The following is a 17,981-nucleotide window of genomic DNA, read 5'->3' as shown; positions in this document are numbered from 1 at the left end:
AATGTTTGTCGCACAGCTGGGCCCGTACTGCCGAGCGATGTCAGGCCTCGGTGGTCGTCCACACCGTGATCGCCCTTCGGTCCGGAGTCAGTGCCGCGACCTGACCGCTTCCCGGTCGGACCGCGACCGGTCCGTCGCCCGGTATCTCGGCGACCATGCGTCGGTCGACCGGATCCCACAACTGCGGCCGACCACGATTGGCCTGCATGGTGCGCACGATCAACTCGTCGGACACGAATGCGGCCGAGGCGCCGAGCTTGTCGGTCGACAGTGGGGTGATCGCGCCGGTGGCGAGGTCGCAACGGTGCAGCGCGCCGTCGATGGTGGTCAGCGCCAGCATGGTGCTGCCGGGGCTGATCCCGCCGTCGCGGTAACCCTCGATATTGCGCGTCATCGTGTGTGTGGCGAGTTCCCACAGTTGGACGGTGACCCGTTCCGGGCTGGTCGCGTAGTGCACTCCGGCGACGAGCTGGCGCCCGTCGGGACTGAGTTCGACCCGCTCGGCGAAGCGGGCGCCGGTGCCCAGCGTCGTCCAGAGCCCGCCGTCCTCCCGCACGACCCACAACCGGATCTGCCCGTCGTCGTGGACCGACACGAGCGTGTCGCTGCGCGGGACGAACTGCATCGACGTCACCGCTACGGCACCGGTCAACGTGGACTCGATCCGCCCGGACGCCACGTCCCACACCTGAATTCGCGGCCCTTGCGTGCCGTCGTACCGCACCGCGACCCGTCCACCGGTTTCGTCGAGGGCGATCTGCGCCGACGAGGCGTTTTCGAAGTCAGGGCCGAACGTTGCGACGGCGTCGCCGGTCACCGGATCCCAGATCCGGATCGTTCGGTCGTCGCCGGTCGAGGCGAGGAGCCGACCGTCGCCGCTGAACGCCACCGCCTGGATCCGGTCGGTGTGCCCGGTCAGCGTCGCGCCGGCGACGACCGCAGCCCGGCGCGCACCGCCGCCGGTCCGGCCCGTCACGGCAAGGCGCCATGTCGCGGCCGCGCCGAGAACGAGCGTTCCGGCGGCCGCCGCAAGGAAGGCGCGGCGTCCGCGGTGGTCACGGTCCCCGGTTCGAGGTGACGACGTGAGCGGCGCCGACTTGACCAGCGACACCGTCGGCGGGACGGGCACGGGCAGCGGGCCGAGTCCCGACTCCGTGGCGGCCAGGTCGGCGAGCGGCTGCGCGTCGACGCTGCCCTCGGCCACCACCAGCTCAGGCATGTCGAGCACCGTCGGCGCCACCCCGAAAGCCCGGTGCAGCAGGGTAGCCGCCAGCGGCGTCCGCGACGCTCCACCGACGAGCAGCACTCTGTCGGGGCGGGGAACCCTGGCGTCGTCGAGCACGCTGTGAGCAGCAGCGATCGTCCGTTCCAGCACCGGCAGCGCCAACCGGTCCAGTTCCTCGCGCCCGAGCGGTGCGGTGTCGTCGAACAGCGGAACGGCCACCGTCGTCGACGCTGTGCGTGAGAGCATCTCCTTCGCGGTGCGCACGTCGTCGCGGAACTGCCGCGCAGCCCGCCGATCGGCGTCGGTCGCGGGCCGCATCAGCCGTTCCCAGCGGCCCGGATCCCGTGCGGCATAGGCCGCACCGAGGTGATCGACAACGGCCGCGTCGATGTCGAGGCCGCCCGTGTCGGGCAGGCCGCGGTCGGCGATGATGTCGAAGCCGTCGGGCGTACGGCGAACCACGGACGCGTCGAACGTCCCCGCGCCCAGGTCGTACACGAGCAGGTGGCCGCCGATGCGCAGGTCACCCGTCCGCAGAAACCGGACGGCGGCCGCGACCGGCTCGCGGACCACAACCACCGGGTCCAGACCGGCCGCGGATGCCGCGGCGACCAGGACCTGCCGGCGGCCGGAACCCCAACCGACCGGGCACGTGATCGTGGCTCCCGACAGCCGCCCACCGGCCGCCCGTCGCGCCTCGTCACCGACCCGGCGCAACACCGCCACGAACAGGTCGACGACCGGAATCTCGGCACCGCCCAGCAGGACAACACCGTCGTCGACGCAGCGCTTGGGATTCAACTCCAGCCCGTCCGGGAAACTGCGCCCGGCGTGCAACGCATCGCGACCGGTCAACAGAACACCGGACGGATCCCGGCAGACTGCTGACGGCATCAGCTCCGAGCCGTCAACGATCAGCGACCGCACCGCACCGTCCGGCCTGCGCAGGACCGCTGCGGTCGTGGAGGTCCCGAAGTCCACACCCAACCGGAACCCGCTCACGGCGGTCAATGGTACGGACGCCACGCCTGGACCGGGAATCGTTCGACCGCGCCCGGACGGTTTCATGGGACGGGAGATCCGATGGCGTACTCGCGGTGGACGGACCCTTGGACGCCGACGCCGTAGCCGACCTCGTGGCCGAGCGCTTCGGCCACTACCTCGGCCCGGCCCGACATCCTCACGGGTGGGGGAGCGGGCGCGGTCAGCGGTAGTGCGCGTCGGGTTGGGTGATGGCCGGTCCGCCGGTGTGGGGTGTCGGGACGTAACCGGGCGCCGACGCTGGCAGGGCCGCCACACACGCAGCCGAGCATGCGTTGACAAGTAGCGGCAGGACATCGGTGCCCACGGCCCGGGAGATCCAGACCTGGTGCAGTTGATCCCCGATTTGCCTGTCGCAGACGCTGCACGTGCGGACCGCGTCAGCTCCCCACACGCCTGGGTCGAGTGCGTCGAAGTCGGTGTCCGCAGCAGTGGTGATCGGGCGCAGGGCCGGAAACGGCGGTCGGTGCTTGAAGTTGCCGAACAGAACGCGGGTACTCACTGTGCTGTCGCGCAACTTCGTGCATCTGGTCAGCTCGTACGGATACCAGTGCAGGCGATGCGACGTGTACGGCTCGAACACCTCAAGGCCGGCCATCGCCCCGATCTCGGGTGGGATCCGAACCAGATTCGACCCGTACAGGACGAAATGCCGGACCTGGGTCAACTTCACAATGGTGGGCGGAAGCGTGACGACCTGCCGGCGCTCGACGGCGCTCATACCAACCAACGGCTTGAAGACCGGCCGACCGTCGGCCGCGGCCTCGTCGACAAGCGCGAGCAGATGCTGCCAACCCTCGCTCGCCGTGTCCTGCCGGTCGCGATGGAACTGCACCTCGTCGGTTCGGGTCCGCCCCGAGTAGCCGACACACCGACATTGATCCCGGCTGAGCCCAGGGCCCGGCGAGCCGACCGCGTCGGCGAAGCGATTGGGCCACAGCTGCGGTCCGTGCTCGTTGTCCGCCACAACGAAGACCATATCGATCAACGGTTGCGTCGGTGTGTTCCCGGCACAGCGGTGGCGGCGGCACGCCGCGAGTGGGCACCCGGCGCGCGGCGCTGTAAAACCGGCCCGGCGGAGGTCCACAAGCGGAATGCGGCAGATTGGTGCGTTGGCGTTGGTCCTCGTGGCTGTTACGGGGTGCCGGCTGTGATGGCTCGGACGAGGAGGCCTGGGGGTGTGCTGGCGGGGGCTTCCCAGCGGGTCGCGTAGTGGTCGAGGAAGATCTGGCCGACCAGTTCGCCGCGGGTCCGTACGCCGGTCTTGTCGAAGATGGACTTGAGGTGGTCCTGCACGGTGTAGGGCGACATCGCCAGCGCTTGGGCGATCTCCTTCGTGGCCCGTCCCTGGATGCATTGCATGGCCACCTGCGACTCACGGTCGGTCAGGCCGTAGGAGAGTGCGACCACCGGCGCGACGTCCTGGGGCGTGGCGGGGTGGATGATGACCGCGGTCCGGCCGCCGGGACCGCCGCTGAGCTTGGTGCCGTACATGAGCAGCCAAGTGCCGGCACGGGTGCGCACGCGTGCACGTGCGGACAGTTCCAGCGGATCGGTGCCAGGCGGGATCAGACGGGCCCGGACGGCGACCGCCTGTACGATCTTCGATTCGCTCGGCCGCTGCGGTGGCGGGTCCTCGACGAGCTCGCCGATCCAGCGCTGCGCGGCCTCGGAGATGGATTCGGGTTGGCCACGTTCGTCGAATACGACGACACCCGGCCCGGGGTTGGCCGGAGCCGACGCGATTGGGGCAGGCTGCGTGACGACGGAGCGGCGCAGGCCGCGGCCGACCGCTTCCGCTAGTGCAAACAACGCCCGCACCTCGGCTTCGGTGAACCAGGGCTGGTCGGCCCGCCGGAGGAAGGCCGCCGCGCCCCAGTAGACGCCGTCGACGACCAGCGACACGCGAAGCTCATCGCCGAACCCGTACGACTCGTGGGAGCGGTGCCGGGTCGAGCGGGTGGGGTCGCCGTGGGTGTCGATGCTGGTCGCCCCGACGATCCGTCCGCTATGGGCGAGGAAGGACCACTTGTTGACGTCCTCGACCACGTACTCGTGGTGGGCGAGCCACGACCCGGAGCAGCCGATGTTGCGGTTGACGCTGCCGGTGAACAGGATCGTTCCCGGATCGACCGTATGCCAGCAATAGGCGTCGAACGCGATCAGCGGCCGGAGCAGGTCGGCGACGGCCGTCGTGTACTCCACCCACGTGAGCTGATGCGAGTCCAGGCGCGCGATGTCATCACGCACTCGCGGCACCAACGCTCCAGCCATTTCCGCAGCCTACGGGTTTCGCCGGCCGCACCGGCATCCCAGGATTCTGGCCCCTCCCACGGGTGAATACCCAGCATGCTGGGATGGCCTGAGCGGCACGGTCCCGCGCAGGCTCAGGTCATGACGAACACAGACGCGCACAGCCACGACGCCGTGGACCCGGATCGGATCTTCCAGCTCGCCCAAGGTTTCATGGCCAGCAAGCACCTGTTCGCGGCCAGTGAATTGGGCCTGTTCGAGGCGCTCGGTCAAGGGCCGGTCGACCTTGCCGGCCTCGCCGCCCGTACCGGACTCACCGCCCGCACCGCCCGGATCAGCGCCGACGCCATGGTCGCGCTCGGTCTGCTGGAGCGGCAGGGTGACCGCTACGCAAATACGCCGGTCGCGGCGACGTTCCTGTCCGGCGCTACCCCGGCTGACATGCGTCCACTGTTGAAGTTCTGGGACCGGCTCAGCTATCCGGTCTGGACCGACCTCGCCGGAGCGCTCGGCCGTGGCCGGCCCGCCAGCCAAGTGTTCGACATTGACGAGGAACTCGTGCCCATCATGTCGGCCGGTATCGAAGCCGCCACCGCAGCTGCCTGCCGAGCCCTGCCCGCTGCGGCCGGACTGCCGCCGGCGAGCCGGGTCCTGGACATTGGTGGTGGCACCGGCTCATGGGCGATGGCACTGGCACAGGCCGACCCGGATCTCACCGGGACCGTCTTCGAACTTCCCGGGGTCGCCGCAGTCGCCGAGGAACGACTCCGTACCGCCGGGTTCGCCACCCGGATCAGCGTTGTTGCCGGGGATCTGTTGACCGACGACCTGCCACGCGGCCACCACGCATTCCTGCTCGCCAACGTGGTGCACTACTTCACGCCCGAGACCAACCAGGCAGTCCTGCGCGCCATCCGGGCGGTCGCCGAGCCCGGCGCACGCCTGCTCCTCGCGGACTTCTGGACCGACCCCACCCACACCCAGCCACTGCCGGCCGCACTCATGGCCGGGGAGTTCGCTATCCACGTCAACGACGGCGACGTCTACAGCGTCCAGGAGAGCGCGGCGTGGCTCGCCGCCACCGGCTGGAGCTACACCGGAACAGCGCCCTTGGCCGGTCCGATCTCCCTTGTTACCGCCAAGGCGGCCTGACACGCCACGACTCCTCGTCGCAGGATACTGGTCGGGCCATCGAGTACGGCCCAGCAAGCACCTCCCACGGCGCGTTGATGGTCGGTCACGTCGGCTCCTGGCGACGTCAGCGCCAGCCCTCCGGAAAGTGCTGGCGCTGAACTGCGGAGAAGTCAGGCGCAGTCGAACGCGCGAGCGACGTACAGCCCGTCGTTGAGGTACCCGAGGTAGCCGTCGATGGTCTCGGTGTCGAGTGCCATCTGGGCGGCTGTCTGGACGTGCTCACCGGCGCCTTCGACGGTCTGGTTCACCGCGATTCGCCTGGCAGACGCTGCAGACGACACCGACGACCGCACCGTCATCACCGCCGACAGGGCCAACTACCAGCCCGGTTGGTGACGCATCCCCGGCAGCCTCGTCTAACGCCGCCCACCAGGCAATCGGCGATCGGCTATGGGCCGCGTGTCGCCGCTCATGGAGGCCGCGGCACGCCAGACCAAGAAGGTCTGCGGCTGACGGTCGCGCGGGCGGTACAGGTCGCGGTACTACACGTTCTGGCCGCCCGGCTCGCCGTGATCGCGCCCTCCGTCCGCCGGCTCGGCGATCAAATGCCCCGTCTCGTCCACGAGGCCCGGAGCCATGCTGCCGCCATGCGCCTCCTGGGCATCCAGAGTGTCCGACGGCGGCCCGTCGGTGGTCGGGGCGTCGCCACGCACGTCCGGTTGTTCGCCCATTTCCGCCTCCCGGTCGACGTTAATCCGCCACTGCTACACCGATGCCCCTGACCGACCCCGCGGACGGCGGGGATGTGCGTGTCTGCGGGCACCGGGGGTCGCGCTCCGAGGTCAGTCGCTGAAGTGCGGGTCGTTGACGAACGGCGCGCACGGTGTGCAGCAGGGCGATTCCTGGAGAGCGACCTCTTTCGGACGTGGGGCAGTCGCCGGCGTCGGTGTGCTGGTCAAGGAAGAACCGGACGAGTTCGATGAGCAGCGACTTGCCCGCGCCGGTTCCGCCGAGGAGGAATTCGCCAGGCATAGTCACCGCCTCGATCACCGTGTGCGCCGGCGCCGCGGGCTCCTCCAGGCGGACCCGCAGCGCTGGATCAGCCAGTGGGTGCCGCAGGCCGCACAGGTCAGGCGCGACGCCTTGATCCACGTCCGATCGCCAATGATGGCAACGGGCAGACCCTGGTCGGTCGTTCCGGCTGGCCCATTTGGGACAACGACGAACGGCAGATCGACCGGTGGGACTACGACGTCAACGCCAAGCACGTGTGCGCGCCAATTGGCCGTATGCGGCGGTGAGCGCGGCGTCGAGGTCGCTGACGACGCCGCGGGTCACATCGTGCACTCTGCGCCGAGACCCGGGTTCACCAGGGCCTGAACTCGGTGCGGATGTCCGCGCGGCGCGACGGCGACGGAAGCTCGGCCGGCAGAGACAACCGCAGCCACTGTGCGCCGCCTGATGGCCTTTGCAGCAATCCCAGCACAACATTCACGGGGGCAAGGAAAAAGCCGATGAGGAATGCGCCTGCGGCGAAGTTTTGGAGGTTCCAGCGGCGTGTTGCGGGCGCGTCCTCGGTATCGAAGTTCAATCGTTCGCCCTGAATGTGGATGACCTTGCCTCGATACATGGTCACACGGACTGCAACTCCCGAAACGTCCGATTTAGAGCCCGATAGCGACACCTCTGCGGTGATGTGTCGCCCCGCAACATCCACGTCCGCCTTATCGGCGGTAAGCCCGGTCATCGTGCCATCGAGCGTCACCTGACAGTAGACCGGCGTGAACTCCTGACCCTCGGCGCAGACGGGCGCACGGCTCGCCCTCTGTTCAGCGATGCCGCTGCGCCAGGCCGCCACCAACAGACACGCCCCGACCGCCCAGAGGACCGCCATCACTGCGGCCGCCTCACGAATCGTCAGCGCTCTGTTCCCCCACATGCTTCGATCTTATCCGGTTCGCAACACATCAGATGGGCGCGCGGCGCTGCAGATGAGCGCACAGCAGCAGCACGAGCGACATAATCATGGCGGCAGGACGGGACCTGGCCGGTGTGCCCTGAGGCAGGCGTCAATCGACCTGCCGGACCGACCAGTCGCCGCGGATCGCACGGACGGCCAGCAAGCCCGGGCCGGGCGGGACGGGGAAATGGCCCCGGTACAGTCCACGGGCGCTCAGCAGCGAGCGGCGACCGGTGCCGTCAGGGTAGTGGAACACGACCACCGGGCCCTCCGCCTCGACCTGCAGGCGGCGGACCGGCCGGTCGTAGGCGAGCACGTCGGCGGCTCGGCCGGACGCCGAACCGGTGAACGGTGTCGCGTCGCGCAACGGCCGCACGGTCATGCGGGCGCCCCCGACCCGGTCGCCGTGGCCCATCGCCGGCGAGAAACGGACCGCGGTCAGGTCCGGGCCGAGGACGTAGCGACAGGCTCGCGGGCCGAACAGCCAGTGCTCCTGGCTGTCGCTCGACGCGGTGCCGGTGGTGACCATCGGATGGGCGTTGATGTACACGCCAAGCCGCTTGCGCAGCTCGACGATGACACCTTCGCCGGGGGCGGGACGCTCGATCGGCACTGCGGCGCGAGTCCACACCCGCCTGCTGTACGGCGGGAAATCAGCGGTGTCCGCGAGCGCCGGGTGGTGGTCCAGGTGCTCGAAGCGCAGTTCGTTCAGCACGCTCGAGTCCATTAGCTCGTGCGTGACCCTCGACGACAGTGGGTCGACCAGCAGGTCGTTCCCGCCGGGGACGCGCCGGTAGTGGACGTCGTTGCCCGGCATCACGGCGGCGAGCTCGGCGGCGAGCCTCGCCCGGAACAGGCAGCGCACGACGGCACCCCGGTTGCTGGCCGAGACCACGTCCGCGTCCACCACCGAATGGCCGTCCCCAGACGGGTCCGGGCTGACCTGCCGGACGACGATCGTGCCGACGTCGCGCAGGATCGACGGGTCCACGTCCCGTCCCGCGGCGCCGGCCATGGTCACCAACCTAGACGGGCGGCCGGCGCCAAATTGTCGCCTGTGCGACGGACCGTACGCGCCCGTCGCGACCAGCATGAGGGGCCGCCAACCGCACGATCGGATGTGCTGAATTCGGCATGACCGAGACGCGAGCGAACGGCGCCCGCCGATGCCGTCGCAACTCCCGGACCTGCCATTGGGATGGCCGACGGGCCATCGCGGCGTTGCCGACTGGCGGAAGATCGGTGCTCCCGCGGGTCACCGACCGCCTGTTCCGGGGCGGGCGCGAGCGTGCGCGCACCCGACCCCGCCGGCTCGGTGGAGACCTCGGGGGCGGCCCGCTCCGACTGGCAGCAGTCCGGTACCCCGACGCAACGCCCGCCGCGTTTCCCGCCGGATCCGGGCCGGATTCAGGTCAGCTCCGTGGATGAAGCCGATCCGAAGCGCGCCGGTCATAGGTTCGCCGGAGATTCGTCGGCGATCGAAGGAGTGCAATGGACCTGAGGACGTGCATGAGAAGGGTCGTGAGGCTGACCCTCCCGACGGTGGCGGCACTGGCACTGGGCGGTCTGGTACCGGGCGGTACGGCATCCGCCGCGCCCGTTGCCCGGTTCCAGGCCGTCGCTGTGGAAAGCGGCGGGGGCACGGCCGTCGCCGCGGATCCCTGCGACACGGCCACCACCCTGATGAGCTATATCTTCAACGCGAACACCAGCGTGGTCGGCGTCGGCGTCGTGAAGAGCTTCGACGGGCAGTACGACCTGGGCAGCTACGATCGCATCCTGTCGGTCGGAACGCGTACGGACAGCTGGGGCTGGAAGTGCGCGAGCGGCTTCTACATCGGTGGCCCGGGATTCTGCGTCGACTCCTTCTTCTGGAACGGCTCGTCGTGGCAGTACGGGGGCACACGCAGGGACCCCGGGCTGTACGAGGTGTCGATCCAGAACATGGCGCGGCCCTGGCGCTTCGAGATCCAGGCGCGCCGGTGCTGATCAGGGCACGAGTTGGACGTGGGGCGGGGCGCCGCTGCCGTACGTGCCGACGGTCGTCACCCCGGAACTGGAGAGGCTCATGGCCGAGGGCGCGCCGGTGCGGCTGGGAATGGCGTTCGAACCGGGCCTGACGCCGGAGGTGGCCGCCGCGGCGACGATCCCGGTCGAGCGGACCAACGGACCCGTGCTGCTGACGCGGGAGCTGGCCGCGCACGGCCGGTCGTACGAGCACGTGGTGTACCCCGGCGCGGGCCATTTCATTGCCGCGCCCCCGTGCGGGCCTACGACCGTCTCGGTTCGGTCGGCCGCCGGGGTGACCGTCGACCACGGCGGTGACCCCGGCCTCGACCGCCCGGGCCGACGCCTGGCGCCACACCCGGAAGTTCCTCGCCGAACGGTCGGGTCGGCTCTTCGGCGACCAGCCGGCGCCGGCAGAAGAGTACGCCGACGCGGTGGCTAGACCCTTGTCTTGCGGGGTTATCCGGCGATCTGCTCGCGGGCGGCAATCATGGCGGCGAGCAACATTTCGTCCGCGCGCATCTCGGCGTCGTCGTCGCCGATATTGAACTCCGCTCGGCGCCGGGATGCGATGAACTGATCCAGCCGGTCGAGTATCGGCCGCGCATGCGACCCCATCGCCGTGATCACCCGCAACGCCCCGGGCCCGCGTTGGTCGTCGGTCAGGTATTTCGGCAGGACCGCCAGCAGTTCATCGGCGACCGCGGGACCTTCGTGGAGCCACAGTGCGCCGGCTGATTCCACCTGCTCGAATCCGGGATGTCTGAACAGGCTCCGCAGTTGCTTGTGCTGGCGGGTGGTGAGTCCGCCGTGTTCGGCGAGCCAGGTCAGTAGCTCCGATGCGAAGCGGCCCCGGCGAGGTTCTTCCGGGCATCCGGCAAGGTACCGTTCGGCCACGGCCCGGTCCGACGTGATTTTGAGAAGGGCTGACCGTGCGCCTTGCGTCGGATAGTCCCGCAGCACCGGGACTGCCGCTGCGGCGGCTGGGCCGATCTGTCCCAGGACGTAGAACGCCCAGTCCGGAGTGTCGTTCTCGGCCCCCTCAAGCCGGGCGATGAGTTCCGGCACGGCTGCGGCCGCAGCCGGACCGAACGCGGCCAGCACCCGCATCGGCAGTTCAGGTACGCACGAATCCGGAAGCGCGGCCAGAATCTGGCGAGCGGCGGCCACCGGCGCCTGCGGGTCGGCACCGGCCGGGGCAACCGCCCTGAAAGCCGCGGCCAGCCGGGGCTCGGTGCCCTCGGAGAGCAGCAGCCGGACCAGGTGCGGCACCGCGCGGTGGTCGCCGACACAGCCCAGCGCGGTGGCGGCCACCGCGCCGAGCTCAGGGTCGTCCATAATCGCCGCGAGGTCGTCGGCGGCCAGGCGGGAAGCGGTCAACGACGACGCCACCGCTCTCAGCGCCGCCGACCGCACCTCGGAAGGATGTTCCCCGATGAGGCCGGTCAGCATCGGCGCCACCCGGCCGGGTGCGGCGCGCCAGGTACGCATCGCCGCGACCGCCATCCGTACGCCTTCGAGCCTGACCTGTGGGCTCTCGGCCGGGTCCGCCAGCCGATGGGCCCAGGCACAGCAGTCCCGCAGCCGGTCGAGACCGGTCAGCGCCCGTGCCCAGAGCTCACCCGCCGTCTCCGCGCAATGGGATCCCAGCGTGTTAAGGACACCGATGGAGGCTTCGAGATCGGCCCGGATCGCGGCGTCCAACGCCGGCCAGGCCGCCGGGTCGTCCCTGCTGACCACCGCGATGCTGGCCAGCAGCCGAACAGCCGAAACCGGGTCCCGCCGCAGGCGACTCAGAATCGCTTGATACTCGGCAACCGCCTGATACTCCGGGACCTTGCGCCGGAGCATGGCGTGCATGAGGGCGATCCGGACGACCGGATCGGTTGAGGCGTTCAACACCGCCACGGCCCGACCGGGTTCGACCAGGTGCACCAGTAACACCGCCGCGGTACACCGAACCGGCAGATCCACGTCGCTCAGGGCCGACTCCGCGGCGTCTGCCACCACAGGCCAGTCGGATTGCTGGACGCACAACTCGACCAGCAACTCGAAAATTGTCCGCCGCACCGATGCCCGACCATCCGTCGTCAAGGTCAGCAGACGATGGGTCAGCGGCCCGTCCCGGTCAGCCCGGACCGTGTTGAAGATCCAGGACCGCGCATGATTGCCAGGGACCAGGAGATCACCTGAGACAACGCCCGTTTCCAACCACTTCCAGCCGTCCGGCGACATCGCCGGCGCCGGGCTGTTCACACCGCGAGGCGCAGGGCGCCCTTCCCACACGTCATGAGCCTGATCCTTGCTCAAGAGTCTCCCGGCGCGCAATGTGACAAGGTATCCGGACATCGGCAAGAGCGCGCAGCCGGTCAAGGGCCCACGGTTGGGCGCGCCGTCGATCGAGGCCGGGTGTTCGTTGCGGAATCGGCCGGATCGGGTGGGAGCAACGGGGAGCAGCACCGCCAGGTCATAAAGGCCCAGCCGGTGACGTACAGAAGCGGGCCGCCCGGACCGGTCGACGAATCGCCAGAAGGACAGCAACGTCGGTCAGTCGGTGAGTCAGACCCTCCGGGCGACCCGCCACCCATCCTCACTGTCAGTCGGGCAGTCGCCACCGCTGATAGTCGCCGTTGTTGCAGGTCGCCATGTAGACGTTGCCGGCGCCGTTGCTGTCGAGGCAACTGCCCGCCGACGCCCCCGAGATCGCCATCAGGAAGTAGCGGCCGGCCCCGCCCGCGGGTAGGACGACGAACGTGGGGTTCCGGTTCGAGTTGGTGGTGCAGTTCAGCGTCACCACGGTCCCGAAGTAGTTGGGTTCGAGGCACCGGCCGGTCACCGCGTTGACGAGTTCACGCCAGTTGGCTTCCTGGCCGACGTACCAGTCCTGGTACCGGCCGCCGTTGCAGCCCAGTGTGTAGACGCGTCCCAGCGCGTCGCCGTCGAGACATCTGCCGGTCGCCACGTTGACGACCCGGGTGGGGTTCCACGACGGACCGTCGGTCGCTTGGGCCGGCGTGGCCCCGAAGAAGCCACACAGGGTGGCTATGAGCACGGCGACCACGCCCGCCGCGACGGTCCGGATCCTCATCGTCATTCGTCCTCCTCGATTCGGCCGCCCCCTCGGGCGGCGGACCCGAGGGACGATGACTGATCGACGACGGATGATGCAGCTGATCGGGTTTCCGACCGCCGTGTATCGGCGGGATCAGCCGAGGATCGCGGGCACCGCCTCGGCATCGCCCTGAGCCCGTTCGGCCCGAAGGGTGGATCGCAGCGGAACGTACGGGTCAGCGCCGACGACAAGACCGCGTTCACTACGCAAGAATTGATGCGCAAGGCGGCCGAGCTGCAGGCGCCAAGCCTCGGCAGGGACGCCATCGTCGAGGGCGTCGGCAATTATCGAAACGGACCCGTTGCCGGGACGACGACACCGGTCGGGCCGAGCCACTCGACTAGGCAGGCGGAGTCTCCTCGGCCGGACCGCCCACGGGCGACAACAGCCCGCTCACCGCAACCGCAACAGTCATCGATGGAACCGCGCTCGGTCGGCGGCAATCAGTGCGGCCGTGTAGCACGCACAGCGTCGCCGAGGCGAATCGCGACGTCATGGATGCCGAGGAATGCCCGGCGGCCCTCATCGGTCGGGACGATCGCGACCTCCCCGCGCAGGTGTTCGACAGCGGCGGCCACGACGTTCTCCGATCCGTCGCGAAACGCCGACGCCGTCATGAACTCGATGTAGGAAGTCATGGCGGGCACCGCAGCGGTACCAGCCACGAGCGTCGCAGCCGCGGCCAAGGGTGGCGCCGTCAACGAACCCCGCGACTGCGACATCGCTGCCATCAGATCGTCGCGTACCGGCTCGGCCGTAACGGCCACGCTGAACCACGCCCCCATCACGACGGGCCGCCAATGACCCGTCCGCAGCATCCACCTGACTTCGCGCACTGTGACAGTTCGACTGGCGGCAATCAGGTCCGCCCAGAGATCGTCCGCGGTGCGCAGGGCGTTCAGACCCATCATCTTCAGGTAGAACGGCTTCACGAAGGTCGACTCGATCTCGTTCATCGATGCCCCACAGCTATCCGACGGCCGATCCACGACACTACGCAGCCCCGTCCCCTCAACACCAACCCAGCCGCGAACTTGCCAACCGGCCAGCGGCTTGTCCGTACACCTGATCAAGCCGCTGCGGCGGACATCGCGTTTGTTGGCGGCGTGCGCAAGCGCGGTCGCACGGCGTCTCGATGCGGACGCTGGCCGCTGCCCTTCCCGCTGACCTGGCCGGCCAGCACAAGCCCACTGACGGCCACCCACCACCGGGCGGAATGATCGCGTCGGCGTGGACGGCAGCCCGAACAACAGGGGCTTGGGCTGGCCGCTGTAGCGCCGAGGGCCAGCGTCCTGCGTCCGGCTCTGTCAACCATCTGGTTTATAGTGCGCACGCGAACGGGAGCCCGGAGTGAGAAACTCCGGGCTCCCGACGAACGACGAGAAGACGAAAGATGTGGCTACCCGGCGGTCAGCCGCCAGCCCTCCACGTAGGTGGGTGCGTTGGTCGTCCCGGACTGGATGCCCTCGTCGATGCAGCTCTTCTTGCCGGGGGGCGGCAGATTCGAGCCGATGAAGCGGTACTGGTGCGCGGTGTAGGTGATGTTGTACGCCTCGATGCCGTACTGGCCGTCGACCCGGCCGTGCGCCGGGACCGTGGCTGTCGCGGAGACCCCGATCGACGTCGTGCGGCTCTGCACGATCGTCGCGCTGACGTTGGCCGTGAGGAAGCCGAAGAACGACGCGCTGAAGCCGGCCGTCACAGACAGCGAGTATGTGCGGGACTGCTGTGAGGTGAAGGTGGCCGACGCCGGCGTGTCGAGCCCGTTGATCACCGTCCGTGCGTCGCTCACGTTGAACGTCGGGGTGACCGTGTACAGGGTGTAGACGTGGCCGCGCCAGTTGGGTGGGCGCCCGCCGACGAGCGTCCACTGAACGTCCGGACAGGCGATGCCGGCCGCGCTGGCGGGTGCGCCACCCAGCGCAACCGTCAGGAGATTCGCCACCAGAACCGCGACCAGACCGAGCCAACCCAGACGCCTGCCGACACTGCGGCGCCCCGGTTCTTTCCTACTGATGACCGCCATGTACCGATTCCTTCCGGTCGGACGGGGTTGATCGACATCGACAGGTTGGCAGGATCCGCTGGACCCCGACTGGACAATGACTGGATCAATCCTCCTGATGGACGGGCCGGTCCGTCGCGCCCGGCGCTCCCGTACCCGACCGGCCGCGCGTCGTGCCGGCCGCCTTGGTCGTGGGTCAGCAGCGGAATGTCGCCACGACGGCGGTGAGTCGTTCGGCGCTGCAAGCGCGACTACGCCGTCAGCGTGGCCACCGAGCTGGGAGTCGACCTCGGTCGGTGCGTCGCCGTCGGCGATGGTCGCTCCGACCTACCGCTGTTCGCCACCGTCGAGCTGACCATCGCCTTCAACGCAACACCAGCGGCGCGCGCAGCCGCTCATGTACAGGTCGATACGACCGATCTGCGGGCCGTGCTGCCCCATTTCGCCGCCTGGCTCAACGCCCCGCATACGTCGTGATCGGATTGATCAAGCCCCCCGACCTTGCTAGTCCGCGCGCTGGTAGATCGTGTTGGCGTCGGGATCGGTCAGCGACTTGGCGGTCCAGGAGTTCTTCGAGCACTCGTAGGGCAGCGGGTTGTTGAATGGCTTGACCGACTGGTTCAACTGCTGCTTGCCGTCGACCGTAATGGTGATAGACACGTCGCTGCCGGTCGAGGTGAACAGGATCTGGTTGTTGGCGGTCTTGAGCGTCCACTCGTTCTTGCCGGTGAAGGTCGCCGTGACGTTGTGGCCGTCGGCCGTCCTGCCCGTGTACTGCGCCTTGCTCCAGTCCTCGGTGCCCTTGCCGTCGACGGTGATCTTCCAGGTGCGCCCGCTGCCGCTGAGGTTGACCTCGCCCATCTTTTTGCCGTCGAGGGTGATGCTGCTCAGGTCGAACGGGGAGCTGTAGGTCGTCTGTTTCCAGTTTCCTACCAGGCACGAGTCCACCGGACCGACCGGGGCGGGAGCGGTCGTGGCGGCCCCGGAACTGGTCGTGGCGGGCCCGGCCGACGGCTGGTCGTCACTGCGGCGCACCACCGCGACGATCACGATGGCGACCGCCACGACCGCCAGGACACCGAGGCTGGCGATGAGCGCGATCAGGCCGCTGTTGTGCCGCGGCGGCATAGGCGGCTGCGGCTGCGGCTGCGGATATCCGGGCTCGTAGAAAGGCTGCGGAGGCGCCGAATAAGGCTGGTTGTAGGGCTGCGCCGAGTACGGCGGTTGGGGGTTGTGATGGCCCGTGTACTCCTGACCCGTGGGCGGCACCTCGTACCATTCGTACGGTTGCCCCGGCTGCGTCATGAATTCCCCCCGTTGTCACCATTCGGATATGGCGATTTCATAGCCGCTCATGGCCGGCGCGGACCGACCGTCGTCGCGCAGCCGCACCTGCGCACACGAGGGGGAGTTATGGTTCGACGTCCCTCTAGCGCCCGAGTTCTGCGATTGCTGGGACGATAGTCAGACCGTGTACATGTTTCGTACATTCGCCCAAGCGTCTATCGCACAATCCGCCCGCCGCTGGTCCAGGCTGCGGGCGCAGTGAGGGCAGCATCGCGGCGGACGTCGCCGCTCGCAACGACCACGACAGGCTGACCACGAGCCTGCGGCCCCGCATCGACAGCGCCGCCGCCTGCCGAGGTGTGGGCAGACCCGGAGCAGCGCCGACCGGCCGTGGACCAGCGCCAGCATGCGTGGTCGCCGGGCGCGGCGATCCGTGGCGCGTCGGTCGGATGCAGGTCGTCCGCGGTGAGTCCGAGCGCGGTGAGTCCGAGCGCGTCGACGATCGCGACCCGCTCGTCCGGTGCCGGATGACGTAGCACGACGAGGCCTGGTCGAGCCACACCTCGATGCCGCCAGGGCGGACGTTCACGGTCGCTGGTGAGAGTCCACTCACAAGGTGTGACATCGTGTCGCAACGGCAGATGTGCGCAGCAGACCTTGGATCGTCAGACCGACGGGGTTGCCGGCATGATTGTCGGCGGGTCGACGCCCGGGACGGAGCACGTCTCGGTCGGATATGGCACGAACACCGACTCGGATTGCTCCGGCGGGTACACCCGGAAACCGGCCACCGGGGCTGGCCGGCACGCGGCGGGGTCGTAGGTGCCGGCTCGGGCCAGCCGCATCGACACCTCGCCAGCCGCGCCCTGGGCCATCCGCAGTTCCAGCTGCCGCGCGCTCGGCGTCCGCGTGAAGTCCGCGCCGACCGTTGGGCCGTCCGGTCCCTGCGCGAACGCCACGCGCGGGTACCCGGTCAGCAGGCACCGCTGCGGGGCAATGTTCGTGAGGACCAGTTTCATGCCGTAGTGATCAGGGCCGTACGGCCGCGGGTCCGCCTCGACGGTCACCCGCAGGTCGGCCACCGTGCACCGGGCGACGTCGGCCCGACCGGTCCCGCTCCCCGACGGGGTCGGTCGTGAACTGGCGGCGCTCGGGGTGGAGGACGGCGGGGGTTCCGCGGCCGTCGTGGTGCCCGTCCTGGTGTCCGTCGGCACCGGGCCGATCGGCGGCGCCGCTTCGCGTCCCCACGAAACTGAACCCATCGCGACGGCCGTGATGACCAGCACGCCGACCCCGGCGGCCGTCACCGCCCGGCGGCGCCGGCGCCGGGCGGCGCCTTGCGCGGCGCGTTCGAACGCGCCGGGCGGTGGCGCCAGCGGCTCGATCCGCTGCCGGTCCAGCCAGGTGTCGAAGTGATCGCTCATGGCTGGGTCTCCAGCAACGTCCGCAGGCGCTGCCGCGCCTGGTACAGGTCGGATTTCACGGTGCCCTCCGGGCGGCGTTCCAGTTCGGCCACCTCCTGCACGGAGAAGCCGGCCAGGTGGTGCAACACCACTGCGGTGCGCTGCCGATCGGTGAGTTCGGCGAGCAGCGCCCGCAGTTCGGCGTCGTGTCCGACCCCGGCGACGGTCACGTCCCGCTGTCCCCCGGCCACGGTGACGAGGGCTCGACGCCGCCGGGCGTCGCGCCGCCAGTGGTCGCGGACGAGGTTGGTGGCGACCTTGTACAGGAAGGCGTGCGGGTTGTCCGGACGCTGCCAGCGGGCCATCAGCCGGGTGAACGCCTCCGCGGCGATCTCCTGTGCGGTCTCTTCGTCGTCGACGAGGCGACGCGCCCAGCCCGCCAGCCGCGGGTACTCGGCGACGAACAGGTCCCGCCACCGCTCCATGCCCCTGCCTTCCACACCGTCTACGACGCCGCCGCGACGGATCGGTTGAGACGAATCTCGCCGATCGCT

Annotated in this window: 18 protein-coding genes; 4 read left to right on the top strand and 14 right to left on the bottom strand. The window is 69.3% G+C overall.

Annotated features, from left to right (window positions below):
• Positions 1-40: 40 nt before the first annotated feature.
• From Vau01_RS48920 to Vau01_RS48910, 3 genes are all read right to left on the bottom strand, one after another.
• Entirely contained in the window at positions 41-2,227 is a 2,187-nt protein-coding gene (locus Vau01_RS48920; protein ID WP_204007830.1) for an Hsp70 family protein, read from the bottom strand.
• Between the two features lie 202 nt (positions 2,228-2,429).
• The gene (locus Vau01_RS48915; protein WP_239152528.1) at positions 2,430-3,353 is read right to left on the bottom strand and encodes a leucine-rich repeat domain-containing protein; all 924 of its coding nucleotides are present in this window, start codon (positions 3,351-3,353) and stop codon (positions 2,430-2,432) included.
• A gap of 47 nt (positions 3,354-3,400) precedes the next feature.
• On the bottom strand, positions 3,401-4,516 hold the full coding sequence (locus tag Vau01_RS48910) for a LuxR C-terminal-related transcriptional regulator (RefSeq protein ID WP_204007829.1): 1,116 nt from the start codon (positions 4,514-4,516) through the stop codon (positions 3,401-3,403).
• 144 nt (positions 4,517-4,660) lie between these two features.
• On the opposite strand from Vau01_RS48910, the gene Vau01_RS48905 reads away from it, so the two are divergent.
• Entirely contained in the window at positions 4,661-5,671 is a 1,011-nt protein-coding gene (locus tag Vau01_RS48905) for a methyltransferase (RefSeq protein ID WP_204007828.1), read from the top strand.
• A gap of 152 nt (positions 5,672-5,823) precedes the next feature.
• Here Vau01_RS48905 and Vau01_RS48900 read toward each other — a convergent pair whose 3' ends face one another.
• The 4 genes from Vau01_RS48900 to Vau01_RS48885 form a co-directional block, all read right to left on the bottom strand.
• On the bottom strand, positions 5,824-5,961 hold the full coding sequence (locus Vau01_RS48900) for a hypothetical protein (protein ID WP_239152526.1): 138 nt from the start codon (positions 5,959-5,961) through the stop codon (positions 5,824-5,826).
• Positions 5,962-6,195: 234 nt separating this feature from the next.
• On the bottom strand, positions 6,196-6,384 hold the full coding sequence (locus tag Vau01_RS48895; protein ID WP_239152524.1) for a hypothetical protein: 189 nt from the start codon (positions 6,382-6,384) through the stop codon (positions 6,196-6,198).
• A 635-nt stretch (positions 6,385-7,019) separates the two neighbouring features.
• Positions 7,020-7,592 (bottom strand): hypothetical protein, encoded by a 573-nt coding sequence (locus tag Vau01_RS48890; protein WP_204007827.1) that lies wholly within the window; start codon positions 7,590-7,592, stop codon positions 7,020-7,022.
• A gap of 130 nt (positions 7,593-7,722) precedes the next feature.
• Positions 7,723-8,628, bottom strand: coding sequence for a hypothetical protein (locus Vau01_RS48885; RefSeq protein ID WP_204007826.1), 906 nt, complete (start codon positions 8,626-8,628; stop codon positions 7,723-7,725).
• A 527-nt stretch (positions 8,629-9,155) separates the two neighbouring features.
• On the opposite strand from Vau01_RS48885, the gene Vau01_RS48880 reads away from it, so the two are divergent.
• Complete coding sequence (locus tag Vau01_RS48880) at positions 9,156-9,602, top strand: hypothetical protein (RefSeq protein ID WP_204007824.1); 447 nt, start codon at positions 9,156-9,158, stop codon at positions 9,600-9,602.
• Positions 9,603-9,645: 43 nt separating this feature from the next.
• Positions 9,646-10,062: an acyl-CoA thioester hydrolase/BAAT C-terminal domain-containing protein gene (locus Vau01_RS48875; RefSeq protein WP_204007823.1), complete on the top strand. Its 417-nt coding sequence runs from the start codon at positions 9,646-9,648 to the stop codon at positions 10,060-10,062.
• A 17-nt stretch (positions 10,063-10,079) separates the two neighbouring features.
• Here Vau01_RS48875 and Vau01_RS48870 read toward each other — a convergent pair whose 3' ends face one another.
• The 4 genes from Vau01_RS48870 to Vau01_RS48855 form a co-directional block, all read right to left on the bottom strand.
• A complete protein-coding gene (locus Vau01_RS48870) occupies positions 10,080-11,930 on the bottom strand; it encodes a hypothetical protein (protein WP_204007821.1) in 1,851 nt (616 codons plus the stop codon).
• A gap of 286 nt (positions 11,931-12,216) precedes the next feature.
• Entirely contained in the window at positions 12,217-12,714 is a 498-nt protein-coding gene (locus Vau01_RS48865) for an RICIN domain-containing protein (protein WP_204007819.1), read from the bottom strand.
• A gap of 461 nt (positions 12,715-13,175) precedes the next feature.
• Complete coding sequence (locus Vau01_RS48860; protein WP_204007817.1) at positions 13,176-13,688, bottom strand: DUF6000 family protein; 513 nt, start codon at positions 13,686-13,688, stop codon at positions 13,176-13,178.
• A 443-nt stretch (positions 13,689-14,131) separates the two neighbouring features.
• Positions 14,132-14,758, bottom strand: coding sequence for a hypothetical protein (locus Vau01_RS48855; protein ID WP_204007815.1), 627 nt, complete (start codon positions 14,756-14,758; stop codon positions 14,132-14,134).
• Positions 14,759-15,001: 243 nt separating this feature from the next.
• Between Vau01_RS48855 and Vau01_RS48850 the strand changes: the two genes are divergently transcribed.
• Positions 15,002-15,214 carry an HAD hydrolase family protein gene (locus Vau01_RS48850; protein WP_204007813.1) on the top strand — a complete coding sequence of 71 codons (213 nt, stop codon included), beginning with the start codon at positions 15,002-15,004 and terminating at the stop codon, positions 15,212-15,214.
• A 27-nt stretch (positions 15,215-15,241) separates the two neighbouring features.
• Here Vau01_RS48850 and Vau01_RS48845 read toward each other — a convergent pair whose 3' ends face one another.
• The 3 genes from Vau01_RS48845 to Vau01_RS48835 form a co-directional block, all read right to left on the bottom strand.
• Positions 15,242-16,042 carry a hypothetical protein gene (locus tag Vau01_RS48845; RefSeq protein ID WP_204007811.1) on the bottom strand — a complete coding sequence of 267 codons (801 nt, stop codon included), beginning with the start codon at positions 16,040-16,042 and terminating at the stop codon, positions 15,242-15,244.
• Positions 16,043-16,689: 647 nt separating this feature from the next.
• A complete protein-coding gene (locus tag Vau01_RS48840; RefSeq protein ID WP_204007810.1) occupies positions 16,690-17,448 on the bottom strand; it encodes a DUF4232 domain-containing protein in 759 nt (252 codons plus the stop codon).
• Complete coding sequence (locus tag Vau01_RS48835) at positions 17,445-17,912, bottom strand: RNA polymerase sigma factor (protein ID WP_204007808.1); 468 nt, start codon at positions 17,910-17,912, stop codon at positions 17,445-17,447. The genes Vau01_RS48840 and Vau01_RS48835 overlap by 4 nt, the downstream gene beginning before the upstream one ends.
• Positions 17,913-17,981: the final 69 nt, after the last annotated feature.

The organism is Virgisporangium aurantiacum, from assembly GCF_016863635.1.
Classification (GTDB): Bacteria; Actinomycetota; Actinomycetes; order Mycobacteriales; family Micromonosporaceae; genus Virgisporangium; species Virgisporangium aurantiacum.
The sequence above is the reverse complement of the archived record's forward strand: the minus strand, read 5'-3'. Positions and strand labels throughout refer to the sequence as shown.